The following is a 21,250-nucleotide window of genomic DNA, read 5'->3' as shown; positions in this document are numbered from 1 at the left end:
GTCCTCGCCGATCGAGCCCGCCGATTCATCTAACGAAGAAGCCGACGGACTCCGGTCAGACCGGCGGGTCGAAAGCGCATGGGCGGAACAACCGGAACGCGAATAACGTGCAGTAAATACGCTGCAGCCGGCAATTCGCGCTCGACGCGCGCGAGTGCGAGCTCAGGCCGAACGAATCGCTCACCATCGTCCTTGCGCGTCGCCAATTGGCTCCATCGCCCGTCGACCGATTGGGCCTGCATCGGAACCGCCGCCGCGCCTAAGGTCGCCCTCGTCCCAACCACCGAGACAAGACGATGACCCACCGCATTGCCCGCCCCGCCCGCACCTCGGCGCTGATCGCGGCATCCTTGTTCGCCCTGTCTACCGCAAGCACCGCGTTCGCTGCCGGCTCTACAGTGGCCGCACCGGCAAGCGCCGCGCCGCAAGCCGCCGCGTCGGCCTGGGTCGGCGACATCCTGACCCGCATCTGCGCCCGTCAGTTCGATATCGCCCAGCGCATGGACATGGAATCCTTCCGCGACTACGACGCCGAGACCTTCCGCGCCGTGCACGACGAACGCGCCATCACCGTGTTCGACAGCGGCGGCGTGCGCATCGGCCTCGACGCGATCATGGCCGCGCTCGCCAGCCACTTCACCAACCGCGAAGCCAAGTGGAGTTGGACCGAACGCCATCGCGTCGTCGACGGCTGCAACTCGGCCTACATCCTGTACGAAACCGTGTACGAGATCCCGCGCATCGGTTATCGGCAGAAGGCCTTGACCGGCGTCACCTATACCCACGACGGCCGCAAATGGCTGGCGATCGCCGACCAGGGGACCAAGCTGCCGCCGTGACGGCGGCATGGCGGCGCTCCTGCCGTCCCGGACACGACACAAAGGCGGCTGCGGCCGCCTTTGCTTTGCCCGCGGGGCCGCATCGTGGGCGTTAGCGCGCCGAGGCCGCATCATCGCATCGCCGCGCGGCCGGCCGTGCGAGCACCGGGATGGCCGCCGGCTTCGATTCTTGGCGTTCGCTTCCGGTGAGGAGCCACGCGCGCAGCGTCTCTTCGGCGGCCGGGGGGGGACGGCCGGCCACTGGTCCTCACGGCTCGCCCTGTTTCAACGGCCGCAGAAACAAGGACGTCCGCCCGAGTCAACGCCAGCCAGCGCGCAGGACTGCGGCCGACACCAGGAGAGGTACGATGAAATCCAGACACTGCACGTCCGCGCTGCATTGCGCGGCCGGCCCGACGCGTCCGCCGCAACATCCGCCTACCGCCTCGCCGACGCCGCGCTACAGCGGCTTCGTCATCCTGCGCTTGTCCGAACGCATCGCGCCGGGTGCCGACAAGGACCTGCGCAGTCTGGCGCGCAAGCACAAGCTGGTGGCGCTGGCCAAATTGCTCGAAGAAACGACGGTCGAATCCACCCGCCCGGTGATCCGCAGCGTCGATGCCAAGCGCCTGATCGAAATGGAGCGCCGCGCCGCGCAATCGCCGTTCCCGCCGCTGCGCAGCCTGACCGGTTACTGGCGCCTGGATCTGCGCCACCGTCCCGACGACGCCGAAGCCCTGGTCGCTCGCCTGCGCCGGCTCACCGAAGTCGCCGACGCCTACCGCGAACTCGAAGTCACCGATCCGGTCGACGACGCCGACGATCCCTATTGCGCCGGCCAGGATTACCTGGACGCCGCACCGACCGGCATCGACGCGCGCTGGGCCTGGACCCAGGCCAACGGCACCGGCGCCGGCATCGGCGTAGTCGATCTCGAACAGGGCTGGTTCCTCGGCCACGAAGACCTGGCCGGGCACGCGCCCAGCCTGATCTTCGGCGACAACCGCGACGGCGTGGGCACTTACAAGGGCAACCACGGTACCGCCGTGCTCGGCGAGATCGCTGGCATCGACAACACCCTCGGCGTAGTCGGCATCGCCCCCGACGTGGCCTCGGTGCGGGTGACTTCGCATTACGACGCCGGCACCGACACCGCCCTGCACGTGGCCGACGCGATCGTCGCCGCGCTGCCGACCATGGCGGTCGGCGACGTGCTGCTGCTGGAAGTGCAGCGCGGCGGCGCGATCCTGACCGAAGTCGACAACGCCGACTTCGATGCGATCCGCCTGGCCAGCGCCCTGGGCGTGATCGTGGTCGAAGCCGCCGGCAACGGCAGCAACGACCTGGACGCCTACACCGACGGCGGCGGCTTCCAGGTGTTCAACCGCGCCAGCGCCGACTTCCGCGACTCCGGCGCGATCGTGGTCGGCGCGGCGCTGTCGCCGCTGCCGCACAACCGCGCCGGCTTCTCCAGTTTCGGCTCGCGCGTGGACTGCTATGCCTGGGGCGAGAACGTCACCACCTGCGGTTATGGCGGCCTCGACGACGGTGGCGGCGACGACAACCGCACCTACACCGCCGGTTTCAACGGCACCAGTTCGGCCTCGCCGATCGTCACCGGTGCCGCCCTCATCACCCAAGGCATGTACGCCGCGGCGACCGGCACGCGCCTGTCGCCGGGGCAGATGCGCAGCCTGTTGTCCGACCCGGCGATCAACACCCCGCAAGGCGGCGGCGTGGCCGGGGCCATCGGGGTGATGCCGGACTTGCGCGCGATCGTCGAAGACACCCTGGGCCTGGTGCCCGACGTCTACCTGCGCGACGCGGTCGGCGACAGCGGCGCGGTGCCGTCCACCGGCGCGATCAGCTCCAGCCCCGACGTGATCCTGCGTCCAGACCCGGTGGCCAACCCCGATGCCGCGTTCGGCGAAGGCAGCGGCACCGAGAACAGCAACACCCTCGGCCACGAAGCCGAGACCGGGCAGGACAACTACCTCTACGTGCGCATGCGCAATCGCGGCGCCGCCGATGCCGACGATGTCCGCGCGACGGTGTACTGGAGCCCGGTCGCGACCTTGCTGACCCCGGACCTGTGGAACCTGATCGGCACCTCGGCGCCGGTCGACGTGCCGATGGGCGACACCCTGGTGGTCGCCGACGCCATCACCTGGCCGCAAGCCGACATCCCCGCGCCCGGCCACTACTGCTTCGTCGCCAGCCTCGACCATCCCGGCGATGCGGCGCCGCCGCTGCCGCCGGGCCCGCCCAACTTCGACTGGGACTCTTTCCGCGACTACATCCGCGCCCACAACAACATCACTTGGCGCAACTTCAACGTGGTCGACCCGCCGCCGGACCCGCAGGCCATCCTGGCTCTGCCGTTCCTGATCACCGGCACGCCGGATCGCGCCCGGGTCTTCGATTTCGAGATCGTGCGGCGTCTGCCCAGGGGCGTTACCGTGCAGTTGGAGCTGCCGCGCGATCTCGCCCGCCGCATCGGCGCCGGGACGCCATGGAAGGTGGAGGCGCCTCGCAAGGGCGATCGCGCCAGCATCGCCTTGCCGGGTCTGCCGCGCCTGCCCCTGTGCGGCCTGTCGCTGCCGCGCGGCGCACGGCTGCCGGCGCGGTTCCTGCTGCGCGGGGCCAAGCCCGAGCAGATGCAGGGCGCCAGCATCGCCATCCGCCAATTGTTCGAAGGCGAGGAAGTCGGCCGCATCACCTGGCAGTGCATGCGGCGCGGCGACGCCGGCCAGCCCAGGCCGCCGCGCGGTAAGCCGGTCGCGGCGAAGAAGCGCTAGGTATCGATTGCCGGACCGATGCAGGAAGATCCCGCCCGAAGCCATGCAGTTTCGGGCGGGACGAGGCGCCGGCGCGTCGCGGCAGCGAGCACGCCGGCTCCGCCTGCCGGCTCAGGGGTTGGTGAAGTATCCCGAGCAATAGCGCGAGCCGTTCTTGGTCAAATAGAAGCGGCTGCAGTTGGTGTCGTAGCTGCTGCCCAGCGCAGTGATCTGGAAGCCCGACAGATACACCCCGTTGAGGTGGTAGTGACTGCCGTTGTACTTCAGCGACCAATGCTCGTGCGGGCCGGTGGAGGCGCCGCCGTTGCACAAGGCCTGCGCCCGAGTGTTGGCCGGATTGCCGACCCGGCTGTTGGCGGCGACGCTCGCGCCGGTGCCGTACTGCAGGTTCATCATGTGGTAGTAGGTGGTCGACCAGCCGCCGCTGTGCACGATTTCGGCGAAGCAGGAAGAATGGCGCTTGAACGAGCCGCCGGCCGAGGCCGACACCCAGTTCGAGCTCTGGTTGCTGCCCCAGCCGCCGCCGCGCGACATGTCCAGCGACGACATCGGGTAATTGCCCGAGCCGGTGTTGGTATGCGCACCGCCCACGTGCCAGGACTGGCCGCGCGGATACGGGAACTGCAGGAAGCCGTTGGCCGGTCCGGCCAGGGCGTTGACGTCGCTGGTGTCGGCGAAACGCGCCGACGGCGCGGCCGCCTTGCGCGGCTCGTTGAACAAGCGGCCGTAAACCTGCTGGAACTCGCCGTCGCCGCGCAGCGCGGCGCTGGCCTGGCTTTCGCCGGCCTGCAGGTACAGGGCCTGCAGCGGGTTGGTGCGCGCCAGCGGCACCCGCCCCTGCGGCGCCAGGGAAGCGTCTTCCTGTTCGTACAGGGCCTGGCGCAAGGCGGTGGCTACCTCGCGGGTCTGGCCGTTGAAGTCCTTCGCCGCCGACAGCTTGCCGAACGGGCGGCGCATCGCGTCGGCGCTGGCGCGCTGGCGCGAAACCACGCCGCTCTGCTGCTCCATCAGCGCGATCAACACCTTCGGGCTGATGCTGCTGTAACCGGCCCAGTGCGAAATCGACTCGCTGTGACGCACCAGGTGCGGCGCGTGCTTGGCCAGGTAGGCCGCGGTGTCGAAGTCGAACATTTCGTCGTAGGAATACACCAGGTCCTGGCCGCTCAGGCCGGCCGCGGCGGTCGCATCGCGCCCGCCGGCCGTCGCCGCGCCGCCGATGACCGCCGCGATGCAGCCGGCCAACAAACCCAGTCGTGCTTTCGAAATCGCCTTCATCGCATCGTTCTCGTCGATTGAGGGGTGGCGTGCATGCCCCTGTCCGCAACGACGGACCCGGCATCGAGTGCAGTGCGCTTGCTCGCTCGCATCGGCCACCCTGAGTGATGCGATGCCCCGACTCTAGGGACCGTCAATGCCGATGTCGTGCGATCCAAGCGCGGTTGCTCACTTGCGGTGAGACTGGCCTTGCACTTCCCTCATTTCGAATCGTCATATACGCGCGCGGCGCGGCGGCGATATTCGATGTCATTCGCGTATCGGGTTTCATCGCCGGGGAACAGGCCGCGAACAGGCTGCTCACACAGCACGTTAATCCGTCTTCGCGATGTGCGGCTGCGCTGTCTGAAAACCGCTATGGGCAATGTCTACCGCACTGCAAGAGTGCGTATTCACCGCCGGCATTCGACCCGGTTTTCCGGATGAGAAACCCGTTGCGTTCGGGCGTGACGATGGGCGTGCGCGTTCCGAATCATCGCCCCGGCCATCCCCACGCCGATCCCCTGTTGGCGTGGGGGGGCCAGGCGGACTTGCTGTTTCCGCGTACCGCCGGCCCGCCTCAGAACGTGATCTTCACCGACGCAGCGCTGCGCTCGGCCTCGCCGTGATACACCGCCTCGATGTTGTTGCCGTCCGGATCGAGCACGAACGCCGCGTAATAGCCGGGGTGATAGTCTCGGCCGCCCGGCGCCCCGTTGTCCTTGCCGCCGTTGGTCATCGCGGCGCGGTGAAACGCATCGACCATGGCCCAGTCCTGCGCCTGAAACGCGATGTGGTGGCGTCCGGTCAGGCGGCCCTGGGCCGCGGGGCTGTCGGCGGTGGACACGAACAATTCGTCGGCCCAGAAATGATCGTCGCCGCTGCCGGCCATCGGCACCTTCAGGGCGGCGAAGACCGCGGTGTAGAACTTGCGGCTTGCCTCGATATCGGCCACCACCAACTGGATGTGGTCGATCAGACGGCCGCGGTGCAGTTCCTGCGTTTCCATGGCGCTTCTCCCGTCGTCGTGTGGTCGTCGGGCCCGCCCGCGGGAAACGGCGGATAGGGCCGGAATCCTTGAGCGTTTTACGGCCCGCATCAACAAACCTGAGTGAAGACCGTGTTTCGACAGGGCACGCCCGGTGGGACGCAGCCGCCGCGCCTGGCATCGCGAGGCCAGCGGTCGCCCCGTCCAGGCCCGCTCAGCACACCTCACGTATTCGACATCCCGTGCAACCGCCGCCGCCATCGCCGCATCACTTGCACCACGCAGCAGGGAATCGGCCTGGCCGGCCCGCAGCTCGAACGCCCTCGCCGCGCCGCCCTGTCGATCACCGCTCCGGAAAACCGCCCATGAAAACGATGCCCGCTCTGCTCGCCCTGCTGCTTTCCGTTCCCGGCTTCGCCCTGGCCGAGGAATGCAAGAACACCTCGGACTACGAGCGCGCCCGCGCGGTGATCCGGGACTTGAGCCGCATCGTCGCCCCGAACGGGGTCCAGGAAGCCTATGCCGTGCGCATCGGCGGCATCGACCAGTGGATCAGCGTGCGCGGCCAGGACAAGGCCAACCCCATCGTGTTGTTCGCCCACGGCGGCCCGGCCTCGCCGCTGATCCCGACCATGTGGCAGTTCCAGCGCCCGATCGAGGAGTTCTTCACCGTGGTCAACTGGGACCAGCGCGGCGCCGGCAAGACCTTCGCCTCGCACGACCCGCAGGCCTACGCCGACACCCTGCAGGTGGAACGCTACGCCGACGACGCCATCGAAATCGCCGAGTACGTGCGCAAGCGCTACGGCAAGCGCAAGGTCGTACTGGCCGGCCACAGCTGGGGCACCATCGTCGCGATGACCGCGGCGCTGAAGCGGCCGGACCTGTTCCATGCCTACATCGGCATCGGCCAGGCCATCAATGTCCGCGAGAACGAGCGGATCAGCTTCGACTACGGCCTGCAGCAGGCCAAGCTCCACGGCAACACCGAAGCGGTCAAGGAAATGGAGGCGATCGCGCCCTACCCCGGCGACCGGCCGATCACCCGCGAGCGCATCATCGCCGCGCGCAAATGGTCGCAGCACTACGGCGGCCTGACCGCTTACCGCACCGAGTCGGCGTACTTCTACCGCGCGCCGCTGCTGTCGCCCGAGTACAACGACTGCGACCGCGCCGCGGTCGACCGCGGCAACGAGTTCACCCTGGGCCGGGTGCTGCCGGAGTTCGTCACCGTCGATTTCAGCCAGGTGCGCGAATTCCCGATCCCGGTGGTGATGTTCATGGGCCGCCACGACTACACTACGCCGTCGCAGCCGACCGCCGACTGGCTGGCCCGGGTCAAGGCGCCGTACAAGCAGGGGGTATGGTTCGAACACTCCTCGCACATGATCCAGTGGGAAGAACCCGGCAAGGTGCTGGCGAGCCTGTTGGCCTACGTCCGCCCGCTGGCCAAGGACGATGCGCCGCCGCAGTAAGCGGCGCAGCGAAGCCGGCGCCGCTGCAGGCGCGGGGCCGGCGCTGGCGACAGCGGCCGATCCGATCCCTCTCGCACGGCCATGGCCGACCGCCGCCCCGATCCGCGTTGCACCCCATAGCCAGAGAGCTTCAGGGAAGATCGCGATGTCGGCCGTGGACCGATCGAAAAACATCCTCATCTTCGCCGACGGCACCGGACAGGCCGGCGGACTGCGACCGGACCAGCGCCTGAGCAACGTGTACAAGCTGTACCGGGCCACCCGCAACGGGCCCGAGAGCCCGATCGACCCGGCCGAACAAGTCGCCTTCTACGACGCCGGCCTGGGCACCGACGCCGATGCCGGCCACGTCCGCCTGGGTTTTTTGCGCAGCCTGCGCAAGTTCTTCAGCTCGGCGATGGGCACCGGCATCAGCACCAACATCGTCGAATGCTATGCGGCGATCCTGAAACACTACGAGCCCGGCGACCGCATCTATCTGTTCGGCTTCAGCCGCGGCGCCTACACCGCGCGCTGCGTCGGCGGCGTGCTCAATCTGTGCGGCGTGCCCACGCACGGCGCGGACGGCAAGCCGATTCCGCGCTACGGCCGCGGGCTGATGCGGATCGCCCGCGAAGCCGTGCTGCAGGTCTACGAACACGGCGCCGGCAAGGACCGCGGCAAGTACCTGGCCGAACGCGAGGAGCAGGCCCGGCGCTTCCGGCTCAAGTACGGCTCCGATGTCGACGGCGAATCGAACGTCCCTGCGTACTTCATCGGCGTGTTCGACACCGTCGCCGCGCTCGGCGCCAAGGGCCTGTTGCGCGCCGTCATGGTCTCGCTGCTGGTCGCGCTGACCATCCTGGCACCGTGCGCGGCCTTGTACGGATTCGGCCTGGGCCGCTATATCGTCCCCTACCTCGGTGCGCTGGTCCTGGCCGGCGTCTACTCGTTGTTCAAGCAGCACTACCGCTCGATCCGCGACTTTCCCAACCCGGGCGACTTCCGCTGGCATTTCGCCGGCTGGCGCTCGGGCTTTTACGATCGCCTGCTCGGCCGCCGCGTGCGTTACGCGCGCCACGCGCTGTCCATCGACGAGCGCCGCGCCGACTTCGCCCGCGTCGAATGGGGCGTCAAGGGCCAGCATGTCGAACACCCGGCGGGCGAGCCGGAGTGGCTGCGCCAGGTCTGGTTCGCCGGCTGCCATTCCGACATCGGCGGCAGTTACGACGAAGACGAATCGCGGCTGTCCGACATCGCGTTGTCGTGGATGCTGGAACAGACCGCCGAATTGCCGCATCCGGTGCTGGTCGACCGCAGCCGCCTGCACCTGTTCCCCTGCGCGGGCGGTATGCAGCATTGCGAGATCCAGCGCCTGCTCGAGCGCTATCCGGACTGGGTGCCGCAGGCGTGGCGCATCGGCTGGAAGCCCAAGCCGCGGATCGAAGCCCGCGGCGCCCCGCTGCACCGCAGCGTGCTGGAACGTTTCGAGCTGACCGCCGTACGCCACTGCGGCGAAGTCCGCCCCTATCGCCCGGAAGCGTTGGCCCTGGACGCGCGCTTGGCCCGCTACTACGCGGCGGCCGATACCGCATCGTGTCCCGAGCCGGCGCCGCACCGAACTTGACAGCCTCGGCATGCTCATCGAGCCTACCCGACTATATACGGAGGCGATCGATATGCATGTTCGACCGGCGGCCCTCGCGGCCATGGCCATCCTGGGGCTCGGCGCCCATTCCGCTCACGCACAGACCGCCGTGCTGAGCTACAACGAAATCGCCGCCGAATACGCCGCGAACCCGGAGGCCGCGGGCAAGAAGTACGACGGGCGCCGCCTGGCCTTCTCCGGGCAACTGATGCGCATGGGTTCGGAGCCCGGCGGCACCTACTTCGGCGCGATCGCCGAGGACGGCGCGATGTTCGACACCGCCTTCGAGGTCGCCGACCAGGAAGCGCTGAAGGCCAAGTTCGAGGGCAACGAAATCAAGCCGTTCCAGAAGTCCTCGACCCTGGTGTTCGAGTGCACGAACGAAGGCAATGCAGGCACCGTCGTGCAGGGCCTCAAGCTGAGCCGGTGCCGCGTTACGAAGTAAACCGCCGCCGGCTGCAAACCAATCCGGCCGGGCTCCGATGAGACCGGCTTTTTTGTTGCTCGAGCAAAAGCAAACCAAACCGCTCTGGAGCAGGAGCGGCGCGAGCCGCGATCGCGCAACCGGGACGATCGCTGCGCGGCGGCGATCCATGCCCCGGTGCAGTCGACCGCAACCGCGCAATCACGAGGCTCATCCCCTGCGACGCCCCTGCCCTACAGTGCATGGGGACATGCTCAGGACCGCCCCTCGGTCCGCCCTCATGTCCCGTCGCTCCGGGGCCCGACGACCGTATCGAACGCGCACGCCCGCCTCCGCGGACGGCGGCTTCGAGCGTGTCCGTTCGCGCGCCGGCACGACGCCGATCGCACCTCCCGACCATCACACCAAGGACCAGGTATGAAGCATACGCAACTGAAGAAAACCGCCCTCGCCACGCTGGCCTTGTCGCTGGCCCTGCCCGCGGCCGCGACCACCTTGCGGGTCCCCGCGGACTATCCCACCATCCAGGCCGCCATCAACGCCGCCGTCGCCGGCGACACCGTGCTGGTCTCGCCCGGTAACTACCCCGAACGGCTCAACTACGACGGCAAGGCCATCGCCGTGATCAGCGAAGGCGGGCCGGCGTCGACCATCATCGACGGCGGCAGTGCCGGCAACGTGCTGGTGTTCGACAGCGCAGAAGGCCCCGCCGCACGGCTGGAAGGCTTCACCATCAGGAACGGGCGCGCCAGCTTCGGCGCCGGCATCGACATCCTCGCCGCCTCGCCGAGCATCGTCGGCAACATCTTCGACAGCAACACCCAGACCTCGGGCGGCTACGGCGCGGCAATCGGCGGCAACGGCTCCTCGGCCCTGATCGAACGCAACATCTTCCGCAACAACAGCTGCGACTCCCAGCACCTGTCCGGCGTGATCACCTTCGTCAACGGCTCCTCGCCCGACATCGTCAACAATCTGATCGTCGACAACCCCTGCCGGGCGATTACCATGACCCTGCCGGCCGGCAACAGCCCGCAGGTGTCCAACAACACCATCGTCGGCAATCGCACCGGCATCAAGGTCAGCGCCCAGGTCAACTCGAACCTGCACCTGTACCAAAACAACATCCTGGCCGGAAACGCGGTCGGTTTCGAGATCGTCAACGGCACTGCAGCGAACCATCCGCTGTTCAAGCACAACCTCGTCTTCAACAACACCAGCAACTACCTCGGCGTGGCCGACCAAACCGGCCTCAACGGCAATCTGTCCGCGGACCCGCTGTTCGTCGCCCCCGCCATCGGCAACTACCACCTCGCCGCCGCCTCGCCCGCGGTCGATGCCGGCGCCAACGCCGACTTCCTGCCCGCGACCGACATCGACGGCGAAAAACGCCTCATCGACGGCAACGGCGACGGCGCGGTCGCGGTCGATATCGGCGCGGACGAACTCAAGGTGCTGTACCCGCCGGTCGCCGACTTCCAGGTCGTCACCGACGCGCTCAAGGCGAGCTTCACCGACGCGTCGAGCGACCGCGACGGCGTCATCGCCTCGCATCTTTGGGACTTCGGCGACGGCAACCAGTCGACCCAGGCCCATCCCGAACACAGCTATGAGCAGGGCGGCAGTTACACCGTCGCCCTGACCGTGACCGACAACGACGGCGCCAGCCACAGCGTCAGCAAGCAGATCGCGGTCAATGGCCAGACCTTGTTCGAGAATGCCGGCGACTATCCGATCCTCGACCTGCGCAGCGTCGAAAGCCCCATCGTCGTGAGCGGCCTGCCCGGCAATGCCCCGGCGACGTTGAAGGTGGCGGTCGACATCAAGCACACCTTCATCGGCGACCTGCGCGTCGACCTGGTGGCTCCGGACGGCAGCCGTTACACCCTGCACAACCGCAGCGGCGGCAGCGCCGACAACCTCATCAAGACCTACACCGTGAACGCCTCCAGCGAGGCGGCCAACGGTACCTGGAAACTGCTGGTCAACGACAATGCCCGCGCCGACGTCGGCAAGATCGACCGGTGGAGCCTGCAGTTCTGATGAATGCCGCGCCGGCGGCGCGATAGATGCGTTCTGGGCTTCGATGGCGAGCGCATTGGGAAGGGCGCAGGGAGGTTATTCGCTGCGCCCTTTTTGATTCGGAGCCCTTCAAGATCCTGACCGTGGCGCCTGCCTGTCTGCCCGGCCGCTACATCTCAGGGGTCGATTGTTCGATAATCCGCTGAGATTCGTCGGCTCGGCGTCGCGCTTCGCGGATCTCGCCGGCGGTCGCCTGCTTCCGCTTGGGCAACCCTTCTCCATACCGAATCGCACTGCGCATTGGCCTATCGTCTTCTTCGCGTGCGGAGGGCATTGGCACCGCCCTGTGTTCCGGGCGCTGCGCAGCCGATCCTGCCGTGCCGGCCGTGCGCTGCAGCAAGGTCTGGATCAGCCATAGAAAAACCAACATGCTCAGCAGCGAAAACAGCCACCACATGGCATTGGTCGCGCGCTGTGAAGCTCGATCAACACGCCCCCGCTTGCCGTTCGCTCTTGCGCGCACGGTGAGTTGCGACGCGCCGATTCGATCCAGGCGCGCACCCAGCATGCGCCTAAGCGCATCGCCATCTACCAGTTGAACGTGCCCCTGGCGGGTTGCAGCATCGATCGCAGCGCGAGTGAACTCGCCACTGCTTACCAGGATCGCGCCTGTCGCACCTTCATTGACCAGCAGGCCCAGCAACTCGTGCACGGCATTATGGGGAACCTGTTTGGCATTCCAGTGTTTGCACTGAACCAGGATGTACTCATCCTCCCGATGGAGCTTCAAATCGATGCCGCCGTCGAAACGCGCTCCCGTGCCCGCCGTTCCCACGTGTTCGACGCGAAAACCCTGTCTGCGGTAATGCTCCGCGATCAATACCTCCAGTTGGCACCAGTCAACTCTGGCCAAAGCGTCGTCGCGACGCTGGCGCACATTCTTGAGTCCGTTCATACCTGCCCTCGAGCGGTCCATGCAGAACGATAACCTAGGTCGATGGCGTCATTCGATTGGCCTGATGTCGGCAGGCTACATCGTTGCGATTATCGGTATCGGCGCCTCCCGACCCGCCAAACGGCGGCCGGCTGCATGAACGCCCGGCCTCGCCCTTTAGTGCAATACCCAAGCCCATCGGGCGGGTCCAGCATCGGTCCGATCCGGCGCCCGTCGCCGTCGAACCGACACCCTGGGGAGGGAAGCACTCATGGTCCGCATCGCGCTGAAGAGGGTTCGCCTCGGTCCATCCGATTCCGTCTACGCTCGCAACCGCGCCAAGGCGCTGATCATGGCGGCCGCGCTGCCGCTGCTCGGCAGCCTGGCCCTGCTCGCCCCGTCGACGGCGCGGGCGCTCGATTGCGGCAGCAACAACGGTTACACCTGCCAGGGCACGGCGTCGCAGTACGCGGGCGGTTTCAGTCCCGGCGTGGGCAGCGGCGGGTTCGGCGGCGGCGATTGCATCGCCACGCGCACGCCGGTCGTGTTCGTCGCGGGCAACGGCGACAGCGCGCTCAGCTTCGACATGCCGCCGGCCGCGGTGAACGGCTACGCCGCACCGGCCCATTCGGTGTACGACGAACTCAAGGCGCGCGGTTACAACGACTGCGAACTGTTCGGGGTGACCTACCTGGATGCGCAGGAACGCAGCTCGCCGCAGTACAACTATCACCAGCCGGCGAAGTACCAGGTGCTCAAGACCTTCATCGACAAGGTCAAGACGTATACCGGCCGCAGCCAGGTCGACCTCGTCACCCATTCGCTGGGCGCGTCGATGTCGCTGGCGATGCTGCGTTACTACGGTTACCAGGCCAACGTGCGCCGATTCGTCAACATCGGCGGCGGCTTGCGCGGCCTGCAGACTTGTCTCAGCACCGGCTACCAGTCGCCGTATGCGCCGACCTGCAACGCCGAAGCCTACGTGTTTCCGTACGACTACTACACCTTCGGCCTGTACCCAAGCAGCGGCGTCGCCTATTACGGCTACAACCGCTGGACCGGCAGCGGCAGCAACAGCCTGCGCGCGATGCCGGCGATGTACGGCTCGATCGCCTTCTACAGCATCACCGCCGGCCTGCACGACCAAGTGCAGTGCTTTACCACCAGTTACTCGGCCGGCTGCAGCGCCGGCGCCTTGTTCAACGCCGCGAGCAACGTCAAGGCGCAGGTCGACATCGGCGTGGGCAGCACCGCTTATGCCTACGATTGGGACTGGAGCGACGGCAGCCCCTACAACGCCGGCGGCGGCGACACCAGCAACGGCGTCGGCCACTTCCGCTCCAAGACCAATGCCGGCCGGATCGTCTACAACATGCTGGCGACCACCTGCACGACCGGTTGCGCGAACGGGTATGTGGGGGTCAACGGGCCGGCGGTGAATCGCTGACCCGGGGCCAATTCGTCAGGCTCGCCGGAGCCGCGTTCGTCTCAGATCTGGAACCCGCCGCGCCCCGCGCCGCCGCGGCTGTAATGCAGCAAGCGCCCGCGATGCGGGGGCAGATCCATGTCGTTCATCGGGCAGCGCCGCTCTTCGACCGAGTAACCCTGGGCGAGCATCAGCCGGGTGAAGCGCGCGCTGTTGCCGCGGCCGGGGTCGGTGATCAGCACCTGCGCATCGTCGAAGGCGTGCCGGGCGATGACTTCGCCGATCACTTCGGCCTGGTCGCGTTCGTACAGCACGTCGCTGGCGATGATCAGGTCGAAGCGTCCCAAGGTGGGCAGCGCGGTGTCCCAACGCAGATGCCGGTAATGCACCGCCGGCAATCCATTCAGGGCGGCGTTGTAAGACAGGAAGGGTTCGGTCAGCGGGTGCACGTCGCTGGCGACGATGTTCGCCCCGCGCCGCTGCAACACCAGGCTGGCCAGGCCGATCCCGCAGCCGAGCTCGAGAATGCGCTGGCCGCGGATGGCGAAACGGTGCATGGCCTGCGCCAGTAACTGCCCGGCCGGCCAGACCTGGCCGAACAGGCTCCATTGCGCGGCGGAGATGCCCAGGCGCTCGCCGTGGCCGTCGGGGTCGCTGAACTGCTGCAGGTCGCTCAGCACTCGCAGCCCCCAGGCGTCGCCGCCTACGGTCAACGAGAGTTGGCGGGTGGTATAGCCCGGCACCGGCCGCTCCCGAGTGGGCGTCCCCCTGGATCAGGGCGATGACGCGTGAAAGGGAGCGAAGCGAGCGATCAGGGATCGGTCGGGCGAAACGCGCGATTGGAACGGCTTACCGATGACATCCTACACCTGTCAGGCGGGCCGTGAGGCTAATCCCACAGAACCGCCCGACCCGATTCAGGGCGCGAGTATCCACACGACGATGGAACGCCCGCCACGGGCTCCGAGCATCGATCCCGGCTGGACACCGTCTCCGATCAAGCCAACGAGACGGCATCGGCCGCCATCGCGTCCGCGGCAGCCCGACCGTGAAGCAGTTCGTCGTCCAGTTGCCTTGCTTCCCACTCCTTGTATGTCACATCGGTGCCCTTGAGCTTCCACTCTGCGGTGCCGTTCGTTGGCCGGCCGTTGACTACCGCGCCCGCGGCGCTAGGGCTATTGAATGCATAGCTGTCATTGAAAACGCAATGGCCGCCGTGCTGCGCCAGTACGCCAGTCCGGCGCAGTTCGGCGTACAGTCGCGCGTAACTCGAATCTTCCGAGCCGATGCCCATCCAGTCGCCTCGTGCGATCGAACCCGCTTGCACGACGAACTCACCGTTAACGAGTTCTGCAATGGCATCGACACCCCTGCGTTGGCTCTTGAGTTCAAAAATGACCGGACAACGCCCGGCCGCCGCGGCGACCGGCACGGCGTTCTGAACGGGTACCGCACGCCTTTCACTGACGAAGCAATCGATACGTAGCGCAGGCAGAAGCACGTACAAATACTCCAGGAAATTCTCCATGTTGGCCAAGGCCGATTCGGTCATGGACGGCAGGCTGGGCTTGACCGTGTTGTCCAGCTCGACTTTCCCCACCTCTGTGGCACGCTGGACAAGACGGGCTTCGAGATATTTGACGTGGGCCTTGTTCAGTGAATTCTCGGCTGAGGTCACCATCACCAGACGTGACCACCAACCCTTCGCGACGTCGTGGCGACGAATACGGCTGCTGATATCTTCGCCTTCACCGATATAGGCCCGGGGTTTACCGGAATCGTCCTCGCCAAGCAGCAGGTAGACGCCTGTGCGCGAGGCTTCCGGCCGCCGAAATGCGTCCGGCATCTGAGCTCGCGATGCGAGAAGAACATGACCGGTCCAATTGAATATCGTGGCCGTCATCATCCCCTCACTACGTCCGTCGACGAAGAAGAGCTCCATCGACTGCCCGTGCTTCTGTCCGATCATCGCTCTCTATCGCTCGGTGATTGAAGTGTTGCGAACGTCGACGACAGAATCCATATAAACGAAAGTCCTGGCAAGCCGCGACAGAACGGCCCTGGCGCAATCGGCCCGTCCCCAGCTTGGATCGCCGAATCCTGTGACCGAGAGCCATTCGCTATCGGCGGACCAGTCTGCCGGCCGGTGGCCTCTTACCTCAGTCCTTGCCGGCCTTTCGACTCTATGCCGACAGCGATGGCGGTTTTAGTCGGCCGGTGTCGTCACGGGGTTCGAGTACGATTACGCCCGGCCTACGGCGGCGAACCGCCGACGCTGCCTAAGGTTTGAGTCGAGCGGCGATAGCGCCGTCAGCCTGGAGGCGATCTCGCCCTATGCCATCCGGCCTGCCGCAGCGCCGACCATCACCCGCGCGGGCGCGGTGCCGCGCGAGCCGAGCGCCGAGGACGTGCGCGGCGTACGGCTGGTGCCCGGCAGCGCCCCCGGCCGCTGAGCGCTCGCTCGGCGTCTACTCGAGCCGAGCCGGGTCGATCGATTCGGTCTGTTCAAGATTGGCCCGGCTCGGTGGCCGGCTGAGTCGGCCGGCACAGTTAACCGGCTCGGTTAACGGGCTGGGTCGGCTCGAACCGGCTCGGCGCCGCAACCGCCGTCAGCGTCGCCTTGCAACTGGCGCAATTCGCACTCGATGTCCCAGCCGTCGCCGTGCACCTCCAGGAAACGGCGGGTATGCGCGATCGCTTCCTCCTTCGAGGCCGCCTCCAGCAAGGCATAGCCGCCGATCACTTCCTTGGCTTCGGTAAACGGGCCATCGGTCGCGGTGATCTTGCCGCCGCGCAGGCGCAGGCGGACGCCGTCGGCGCTCGGGGCCAGACCGGCGGTGCCGATCAATACTCCGGCCCGGGTCATTTCCTCCATCAACTTGCCCATATCTGCCAGCAACCGCTCGCTGGGCGGTTCGCAGGTGGCTTCGTCGATCCGGATCATCGAAAGAAAACGCATGCAGCTCTCCTGGTGGTCGCGATGGAGCGCGGCGGCCGGAACTCCGGCGCATGGAACCCGCTCCTGTCTCGACGACGAACCAGGGCGGCCAAAATCGACACGCCCCTCCACATGCCCAGCGACACGCCGCCGGAGAACGGCGCATGGCCGCATGCGGCCGGCTCCATATCCGTCCAGGCGAGAGAAGCCGCTGCGGCGGCCATAGCGATCAGCAGCGCCGGCCGCGGGCCGGCGCCGCGCTCAGCGGTGCGCCAGGGCGAAATCGATGGCCGCGCACACCGCCGCGGCCTGGGCGGCGTTGCACTGCTCGGGCGTGGCGCGCGGGCTGTCCGGATAGACCTCGGTGGTGGTGCGGTAGCGGGCATCGGTGATGCCGGCGCACAGGCCGAGCGACTTGACCGGGTAATTGATCACGCCGTGGGCGACCACGGTCGCGCCGATGATTTCGCCGCGGGCGTCGGCCGGGGCGATATGGGTGACTTTCTCGACCGCGGCGATCACCGCCTGCTGGAACTCGGGTTGCGGGTCTTCGCTGTCGCCGACCAGATAGAAACCGTCGGGGATTTCGCCGGGCTCGTAAGGCTTGCCGTCGCGCGCGGCCAACGCCGGGCGGAACTCGGACTCGTCGCTGTCGGTGGTTTCGTGCAGGTCGATGTGCATCAGCACCTCGGCGCGTACCGGCGCGACCAGGCGCATCAGCGCCGCCGATTCCTCGGCCGGGCTGTCCGCGCGGAACGAGCGGTTCGGGTCGATCGCATCGATGTTCCAGCGATGGATGCGCTCGTAGGCCCAGGGGCTGACGCAGGGCGCGACCAGCAGATTGACCCGGCCGGCGTAGTCCGCGGCATGGCGCTCGACGAACGCCAGCGCGCCGTGCACGCCGCTGGTCTCGTAACCATGCACGCCGCCGGTGACGAGCATGCAGGGCAAGCCGTCCTGCCAGTCGCGGCTCTTGATCGCGAACAACGGGTAACTGTCGGGGGCGTAGTCGAGGCGGCCGTACTCGACCACCTCGAAACGCGAGCGCAGCCGCTCGATCGCGCCGACCACGTCGGCCTGGTAGCTGCGATGGCGGACCTGGCTGGCGCGCCACTGCGCCACTTCCGCCGCGCCCCAGGGCTGCCCGGGCGTGCCGATCGGGTAGAAGGCTGCTGCAGTCATCGCGTCGCTCGCTCGGGTATCCGGAAAGGCGGGCATTTTAGCACCGCCCCCCGATGCGCCCGGCGGCCGGGTCCGTCGATTGAAAGCGCGCGGGCATCGCGGGTCGTGTCGATCCGGCGGGTGCTGGTTCGTCGATCAGGCAAGAGGGCCGGAAAGCTGTACCGGCCCACCCCTCGCCCATCCACCCCAGGAGCCCCACCGATGTCCTTCCAGGCGTATCTCGACAATATCCAGACCAAGACCGGCAAGACCCCGGCCCAATTCCGCACGCTCGCCGCCGGCAAAGGCTTCGCCGACGCCAAAGGCCTCAGGCCCGGCGTCAAGGCCGGCGAGATCATCGACTGGCTCAAGCAGGACTTCGGACTCGGCCACGGCCACGCCATGGCCATCGTCGCCCTGCTCAAGGGCAGCAAGAAGGAAGGCGACCGGTAACGGCGCTGTCCCGTGCGGCGGCAAGCGGCCGGGCGCGTCGGAAAGGCGCGCCATGCCTCGGGCGACTCACGCCGCTTCGAAGAACATCAGGTACACCAGCCGGCCGTTGTGCAGGTTGTCGCCGAACCCGGCGCCGGCGGTATGCCACAGCCACGGCCGCAGCAGGACCAGGCGATTGAAGCGCATCGGCACGGTCATGGTGGTTTCCCAACAGCTGTCGTCGAGGCCGTCGCGCTCGATGATGTCCTGGTGGGCCTCGTCGATCGAGGAATACCCCAGCTCGGCCAGCTCGCGCTCGTTCATCGGCCGCCGATCGGTGTTGGTGCGGCGATGGCGAAAAAAATCGGTGCCGCCGCGGCAGTCCTCGGGCCGGCTCAGGTACAGCACGCCGGACCAATAGCCGGGGTCGACGTGGACCTTGCCGCGGCCGAGGTCCGAGCCCAGGGTGATGCGGAACTTCGCATGCGACCCCAGCGGCGAAATCACCTTGAGCCGCTCGCCGACGATGCTGGAGACGTACTGCGCCAGCCCGTCGAGTTCGATCCGCTCCAGCGAATTGCGCCCGGGAAACGCACCCTGCTGGTCCGGATAGGTCAGGCGCAAGGCCGCATCGCGCAGCCCGTCCGCGCGCTCGAAGAAGTCGTCGACAACGATCAGGGAAGTGGGCATGTCAGCGGCAGGACGATCAGTGAGGGAGCGGAGCGGGACCCGACGTCAAAGTCAACAGGCCGCCGGCGAACAGACGATGCTCGGCCTCGATGCGTTGCATCTCGTCCGAAGCCAGGTCGGCGCAGCGCTGCCCCAGCAACTGCGTCGCCAGCGCGACCGTCTCCGGCCGCAGCGTGGTGCTCGCATAATCGTTCAGGCTGCGACCGCCGGCGTCCAGACTACGCACCAGCGGGCTCGCTTGCACCTGCAGGGTTTCGAAATCCGGCTCGGGCGGCAAGGGCTGCTCCAGACGGTCCAGCGCCGCCAGCAGGCTACGCTCGAACGCGGCGATCGACCAGCGCTCTTCGATCAGCGCCGCGCCGCGCCGGCACTGCCCGGCGATCGCTTCGCGCCGACCGAGGTCCCCAAGGATCCGTTCGGCGACGACGCGATAGGCCGCCGGGTCCTGGCGGCCATCCGCCTGCGGCGCCATCGCCGGCGTTTCCAGCACGGCGATGCCGTGCCCGGGCGGCAGCAGAAAACGGTTGTTGCCGACGCCGTTGGTGTACACCGGACAGCCGTTGTGGACCGACTCCAGCACGTAGAAGCCGAACGGTTCGGGAAACCGGTTATAGGCCAGAGCGAAGTGGCTGGCGCGCATCAGCCGGAACAAGGCGCGCTGGTTGAGGTTCGGCACCGGCACGAAGTAGTCGTCGCAGCAGCGCCCGCTCCCCGCCAGCATCGCATCCATCGCCCGCCGCGCGTCCGGGGTCAACGACGATTCCGCCACCAGCAGCTTGACGCCCTTCGCGCTGGGGCCGCCGCGCAACTCGTTGAGCCAGTACATCACGCTCAAGGTCGCGAACCAGTCCTGCTTGCCCGGCTGCAAGGCATGACCCCAGATCAATTCTCCTTCGAGCCGGCGCAGGATCTGCGGCGGGATGTCGGCGCCGTAGCCGAAACCGGGATGGCCGTCGGGGCTTTCCACGCAGGGCACCGGCAGCTGCAGGCTGGTCAGCGCGCGCATGCCGTGCGGGTTGAGGCAACTGCGGGCAGCCCAGTTGGGAAAAGCGAAGGTCGCACGCAGGGTGCGTTCGAGGTACGGCGAGTTCGCGCAATGCAGGTCGATGTCGCGCGAGGTCATCCACACGCCGGTGCCGAAGGCCAGGCCGTGATACAGCATCAGATTGCGCCGCGCCCAACCGCGGCTGGGCGTGCGGATCGACGTGCCGGCGCCGTCGAACAGGGCCACGTCGGGCGCCGACGCGGCGTCCAGCGCGGCCAGGCGCGCGCTCAGCGCGAACGGCAGCATGGCCTCTTCGCCGAGGTCGCCGCGCGGCGGCTCGAACGCGCGCACCCGCCAGCGGTGGCGGACGAGGATCGTGCCGATGCTGTCGTTGACGTAGCCTACCGAGCCATGAAACGGCGGGCCGCCGGTCTTCGACAGCATCAATGCGATAGAGCCAGCCATTCCTACATCCCTGCGTTGATGAATTCGGCACGAGCGCGGCGACCGCTCTCGTCCTGGCCGAACCCCGCGCACGCGCGGGCAGCGAAACCTTAAGGACAAGAAAGATGCCGCAGCGGCGAACGAAGGCCGCGTCGGCGCCTCATGGGCGCATTCTACAAGCCCCATTGGAGCGAGCCGAGACTGCCCTGTGGGTCTTGACAGCAGTAGATGCGGACCGGTGGCTTTTGGTTGCAACGCGGACGAATCGTCCTATCGATTGCAGACGCCACCGGCCACAGCGTCGACGATCCGCGCCACGCACCGACGCGGCATCGCGCCGATACCCGGGCGACCTTCCACGCGCTCAGGCATAACGCATGGCCACGACCGCCAGCACGGCGTAGCGCGCGGTCTTGGCGATGCCCACCATCGGCAGGAACACCCGCAGTCGCTCGCGCATGACTCCGGCGGCGAAGGTCAGCGGGTCGCCGACGATCGGCAGCCAGCTCAGCAACAAGGTCCACTTGCCGTAGCGTCCGTACCAGGCGCGGGCGCGCGCCAGCGCCGCCGGCTTGATCGGAAAGAACCGGTGCCGGCTGAAACGCGTCGCTTCGCGCCCGAGCCACCAGTTGACGGTCGAACCGAGCACGTTGCCGAGGCTGGCCACCAGCACCAGCCACCACGGCGGATAGCCGGCCGCGACCATCCCCGCGAGCAGGGCTTCCGATTGCGCCGGCAGCAAGGTGGCGGCGACGAACGCGGTGAGGAACAGTCCCAGATACGCCATCGCCGGCATTCTAGCGTCCCGGCTGCAATGCTCCGTGCGCGAAGCCG

Annotated in this window: 18 protein-coding genes; 8 read left to right on the top strand and 10 right to left on the bottom strand. The window is 67.4% G+C overall.

The window, feature by feature from the left end; genetic code table 11:
- The first annotated feature begins 296 nt into the window (after positions 1-296).
- Together AC6CH2_RS00810 and AC6CH2_RS00805 are read left to right on the top strand one after the other, a co-directional pair.
- A complete protein-coding gene (locus AC6CH2_RS00810; RefSeq protein ID WP_498267520.1) occupies positions 297-839 on the top strand; it encodes a hypothetical protein in 543 nt (180 codons plus the stop codon).
- A 347-nt stretch (positions 840-1,186) separates the two neighbouring features.
- Entirely contained in the window at positions 1,187-3,616 is a 2,430-nt protein-coding gene (locus tag AC6CH2_RS00805) for a S8 family peptidase (protein ID WP_498267519.1), read from the top strand.
- A 111-nt stretch (positions 3,617-3,727) separates the two neighbouring features.
- Here the strand turns inward: AC6CH2_RS00805 and AC6CH2_RS00800 are convergent, their stop codons facing one another.
- Positions 3,728-4,891: a M23 family metallopeptidase gene (locus AC6CH2_RS00800; RefSeq protein WP_498267518.1), complete on the bottom strand. Its 1,164-nt coding sequence runs from the start codon at positions 4,889-4,891 to the stop codon at positions 3,728-3,730.
- A gap of 559 nt (positions 4,892-5,450) precedes the next feature.
- Positions 5,451-5,879, bottom strand: coding sequence for a VOC family protein (locus AC6CH2_RS00795; RefSeq protein WP_498267517.1), 429 nt, complete (start codon positions 5,877-5,879; stop codon positions 5,451-5,453).
- Between the two features lie 344 nt (positions 5,880-6,223).
- On the opposite strand from AC6CH2_RS00795, the gene AC6CH2_RS00790 reads away from it, so the two are divergent.
- From AC6CH2_RS00790 to AC6CH2_RS00775, 4 genes are all read left to right on the top strand, one after another.
- Positions 6,224-7,333 carry an alpha/beta fold hydrolase gene (locus AC6CH2_RS00790; protein WP_498267516.1) on the top strand — a complete coding sequence of 370 codons (1,110 nt, stop codon included), beginning with the start codon at positions 6,224-6,226 and terminating at the stop codon, positions 7,331-7,333.
- Between the two features lie 154 nt (positions 7,334-7,487).
- Positions 7,488-8,939, top strand: coding sequence for a T6SS phospholipase effector Tle1-like catalytic domain-containing protein (locus AC6CH2_RS00785; RefSeq protein WP_498267515.1), 1,452 nt, complete (start codon positions 7,488-7,490; stop codon positions 8,937-8,939).
- Between the two features lie 52 nt (positions 8,940-8,991).
- Entirely contained in the window at positions 8,992-9,405 is a 414-nt protein-coding gene (locus AC6CH2_RS00780; protein WP_498267514.1) for a hypothetical protein, read from the top strand.
- Between the two features lie 396 nt (positions 9,406-9,801).
- The gene (locus AC6CH2_RS00775) at positions 9,802-11,427 is read left to right on the top strand and encodes a proprotein convertase P-domain-containing protein (protein WP_498267513.1); all 1,626 of its coding nucleotides are present in this window, start codon (positions 9,802-9,804) and stop codon (positions 11,425-11,427) included.
- Between the two features lie 148 nt (positions 11,428-11,575).
- Here AC6CH2_RS00775 and AC6CH2_RS00770 read toward each other — a convergent pair whose 3' ends face one another.
- Entirely contained in the window at positions 11,576-12,361 is a 786-nt protein-coding gene (locus tag AC6CH2_RS00770; protein WP_498267512.1) for a restriction endonuclease, read from the bottom strand.
- A 331-nt stretch (positions 12,362-12,692) separates the two neighbouring features.
- Between AC6CH2_RS00770 and phaZ7 the strand changes: the two genes are divergently transcribed.
- Positions 12,693-13,787, top strand: a complete 1,095-nt coding sequence (phaZ7, locus tag AC6CH2_RS00765) for an extracellular native short-chain-length polyhydroxyalkanoate depolymerase PhaZ7 (protein ID WP_498267511.1) — start codon at positions 12,693-12,695, stop codon at positions 13,785-13,787.
- Between the two features lie 41 nt (positions 13,788-13,828).
- On the opposite strand, the gene AC6CH2_RS00760 is transcribed toward phaZ7, so the two are convergent.
- The 4 genes from AC6CH2_RS00760 to AC6CH2_RS00745 form a co-directional block, all read right to left on the bottom strand.
- Positions 13,829-14,509, bottom strand: a complete 681-nt coding sequence (locus tag AC6CH2_RS00760; RefSeq protein WP_498267510.1) for a class I SAM-dependent methyltransferase — start codon at positions 14,507-14,509, stop codon at positions 13,829-13,831.
- A gap of 254 nt (positions 14,510-14,763) precedes the next feature.
- Complete coding sequence (locus tag AC6CH2_RS00755; RefSeq protein ID WP_498267509.1) at positions 14,764-15,735, bottom strand: GIY-YIG nuclease family protein; 972 nt, start codon at positions 15,733-15,735, stop codon at positions 14,764-14,766.
- Positions 15,736-16,329: 594 nt separating this feature from the next.
- Positions 16,330-16,725 carry a YciI family protein gene (locus tag AC6CH2_RS00750; RefSeq protein WP_498267508.1) on the bottom strand — a complete coding sequence of 132 codons (396 nt, stop codon included), beginning with the start codon at positions 16,723-16,725 and terminating at the stop codon, positions 16,330-16,332.
- Positions 16,726-16,965: 240 nt separating this feature from the next.
- A complete protein-coding gene (locus tag AC6CH2_RS00745) occupies positions 16,966-17,886 on the bottom strand; it encodes a M14 family metallopeptidase (RefSeq protein ID WP_498267507.1) in 921 nt (306 codons plus the stop codon).
- 201 nt (positions 17,887-18,087) lie between these two features.
- Here AC6CH2_RS00745 and AC6CH2_RS00740 point away from each other — a divergent pair, with 201 nt between their 5' ends.
- A complete protein-coding gene (locus AC6CH2_RS00740; protein WP_498267506.1) occupies positions 18,088-18,318 on the top strand; it encodes a DUF4287 domain-containing protein in 231 nt (76 codons plus the stop codon).
- A gap of 66 nt (positions 18,319-18,384) precedes the next feature.
- On the opposite strand, the gene AC6CH2_RS00735 is transcribed toward AC6CH2_RS00740, so the two are convergent.
- The 3 genes from AC6CH2_RS00735 to AC6CH2_RS00725 form a co-directional block, all read right to left on the bottom strand.
- Positions 18,385-18,987, bottom strand: a complete 603-nt coding sequence (locus AC6CH2_RS00735) for a DUF6445 family protein (RefSeq protein ID WP_498267505.1) — start codon at positions 18,985-18,987, stop codon at positions 18,385-18,387.
- A gap of 16 nt (positions 18,988-19,003) precedes the next feature.
- Complete coding sequence (locus AC6CH2_RS00730) at positions 19,004-20,437, bottom strand: glycosyltransferase (RefSeq protein ID WP_498267504.1); 1,434 nt, start codon at positions 20,435-20,437, stop codon at positions 19,004-19,006.
- A 343-nt stretch (positions 20,438-20,780) separates the two neighbouring features.
- Positions 20,781-21,203 carry a YqaA family protein gene (locus AC6CH2_RS00725; protein ID WP_498267503.1) on the bottom strand — a complete coding sequence of 141 codons (423 nt, stop codon included), beginning with the start codon at positions 21,201-21,203 and terminating at the stop codon, positions 20,781-20,783.
- Positions 21,204-21,250: the final 47 nt, after the last annotated feature.

The organism is Lysobacter sp. GQ73, from assembly GCF_059758755.1.
Note: the sequence above shows the minus strand (reverse complement) of the source record. Positions and strands in the feature narration are given on the sequence as shown.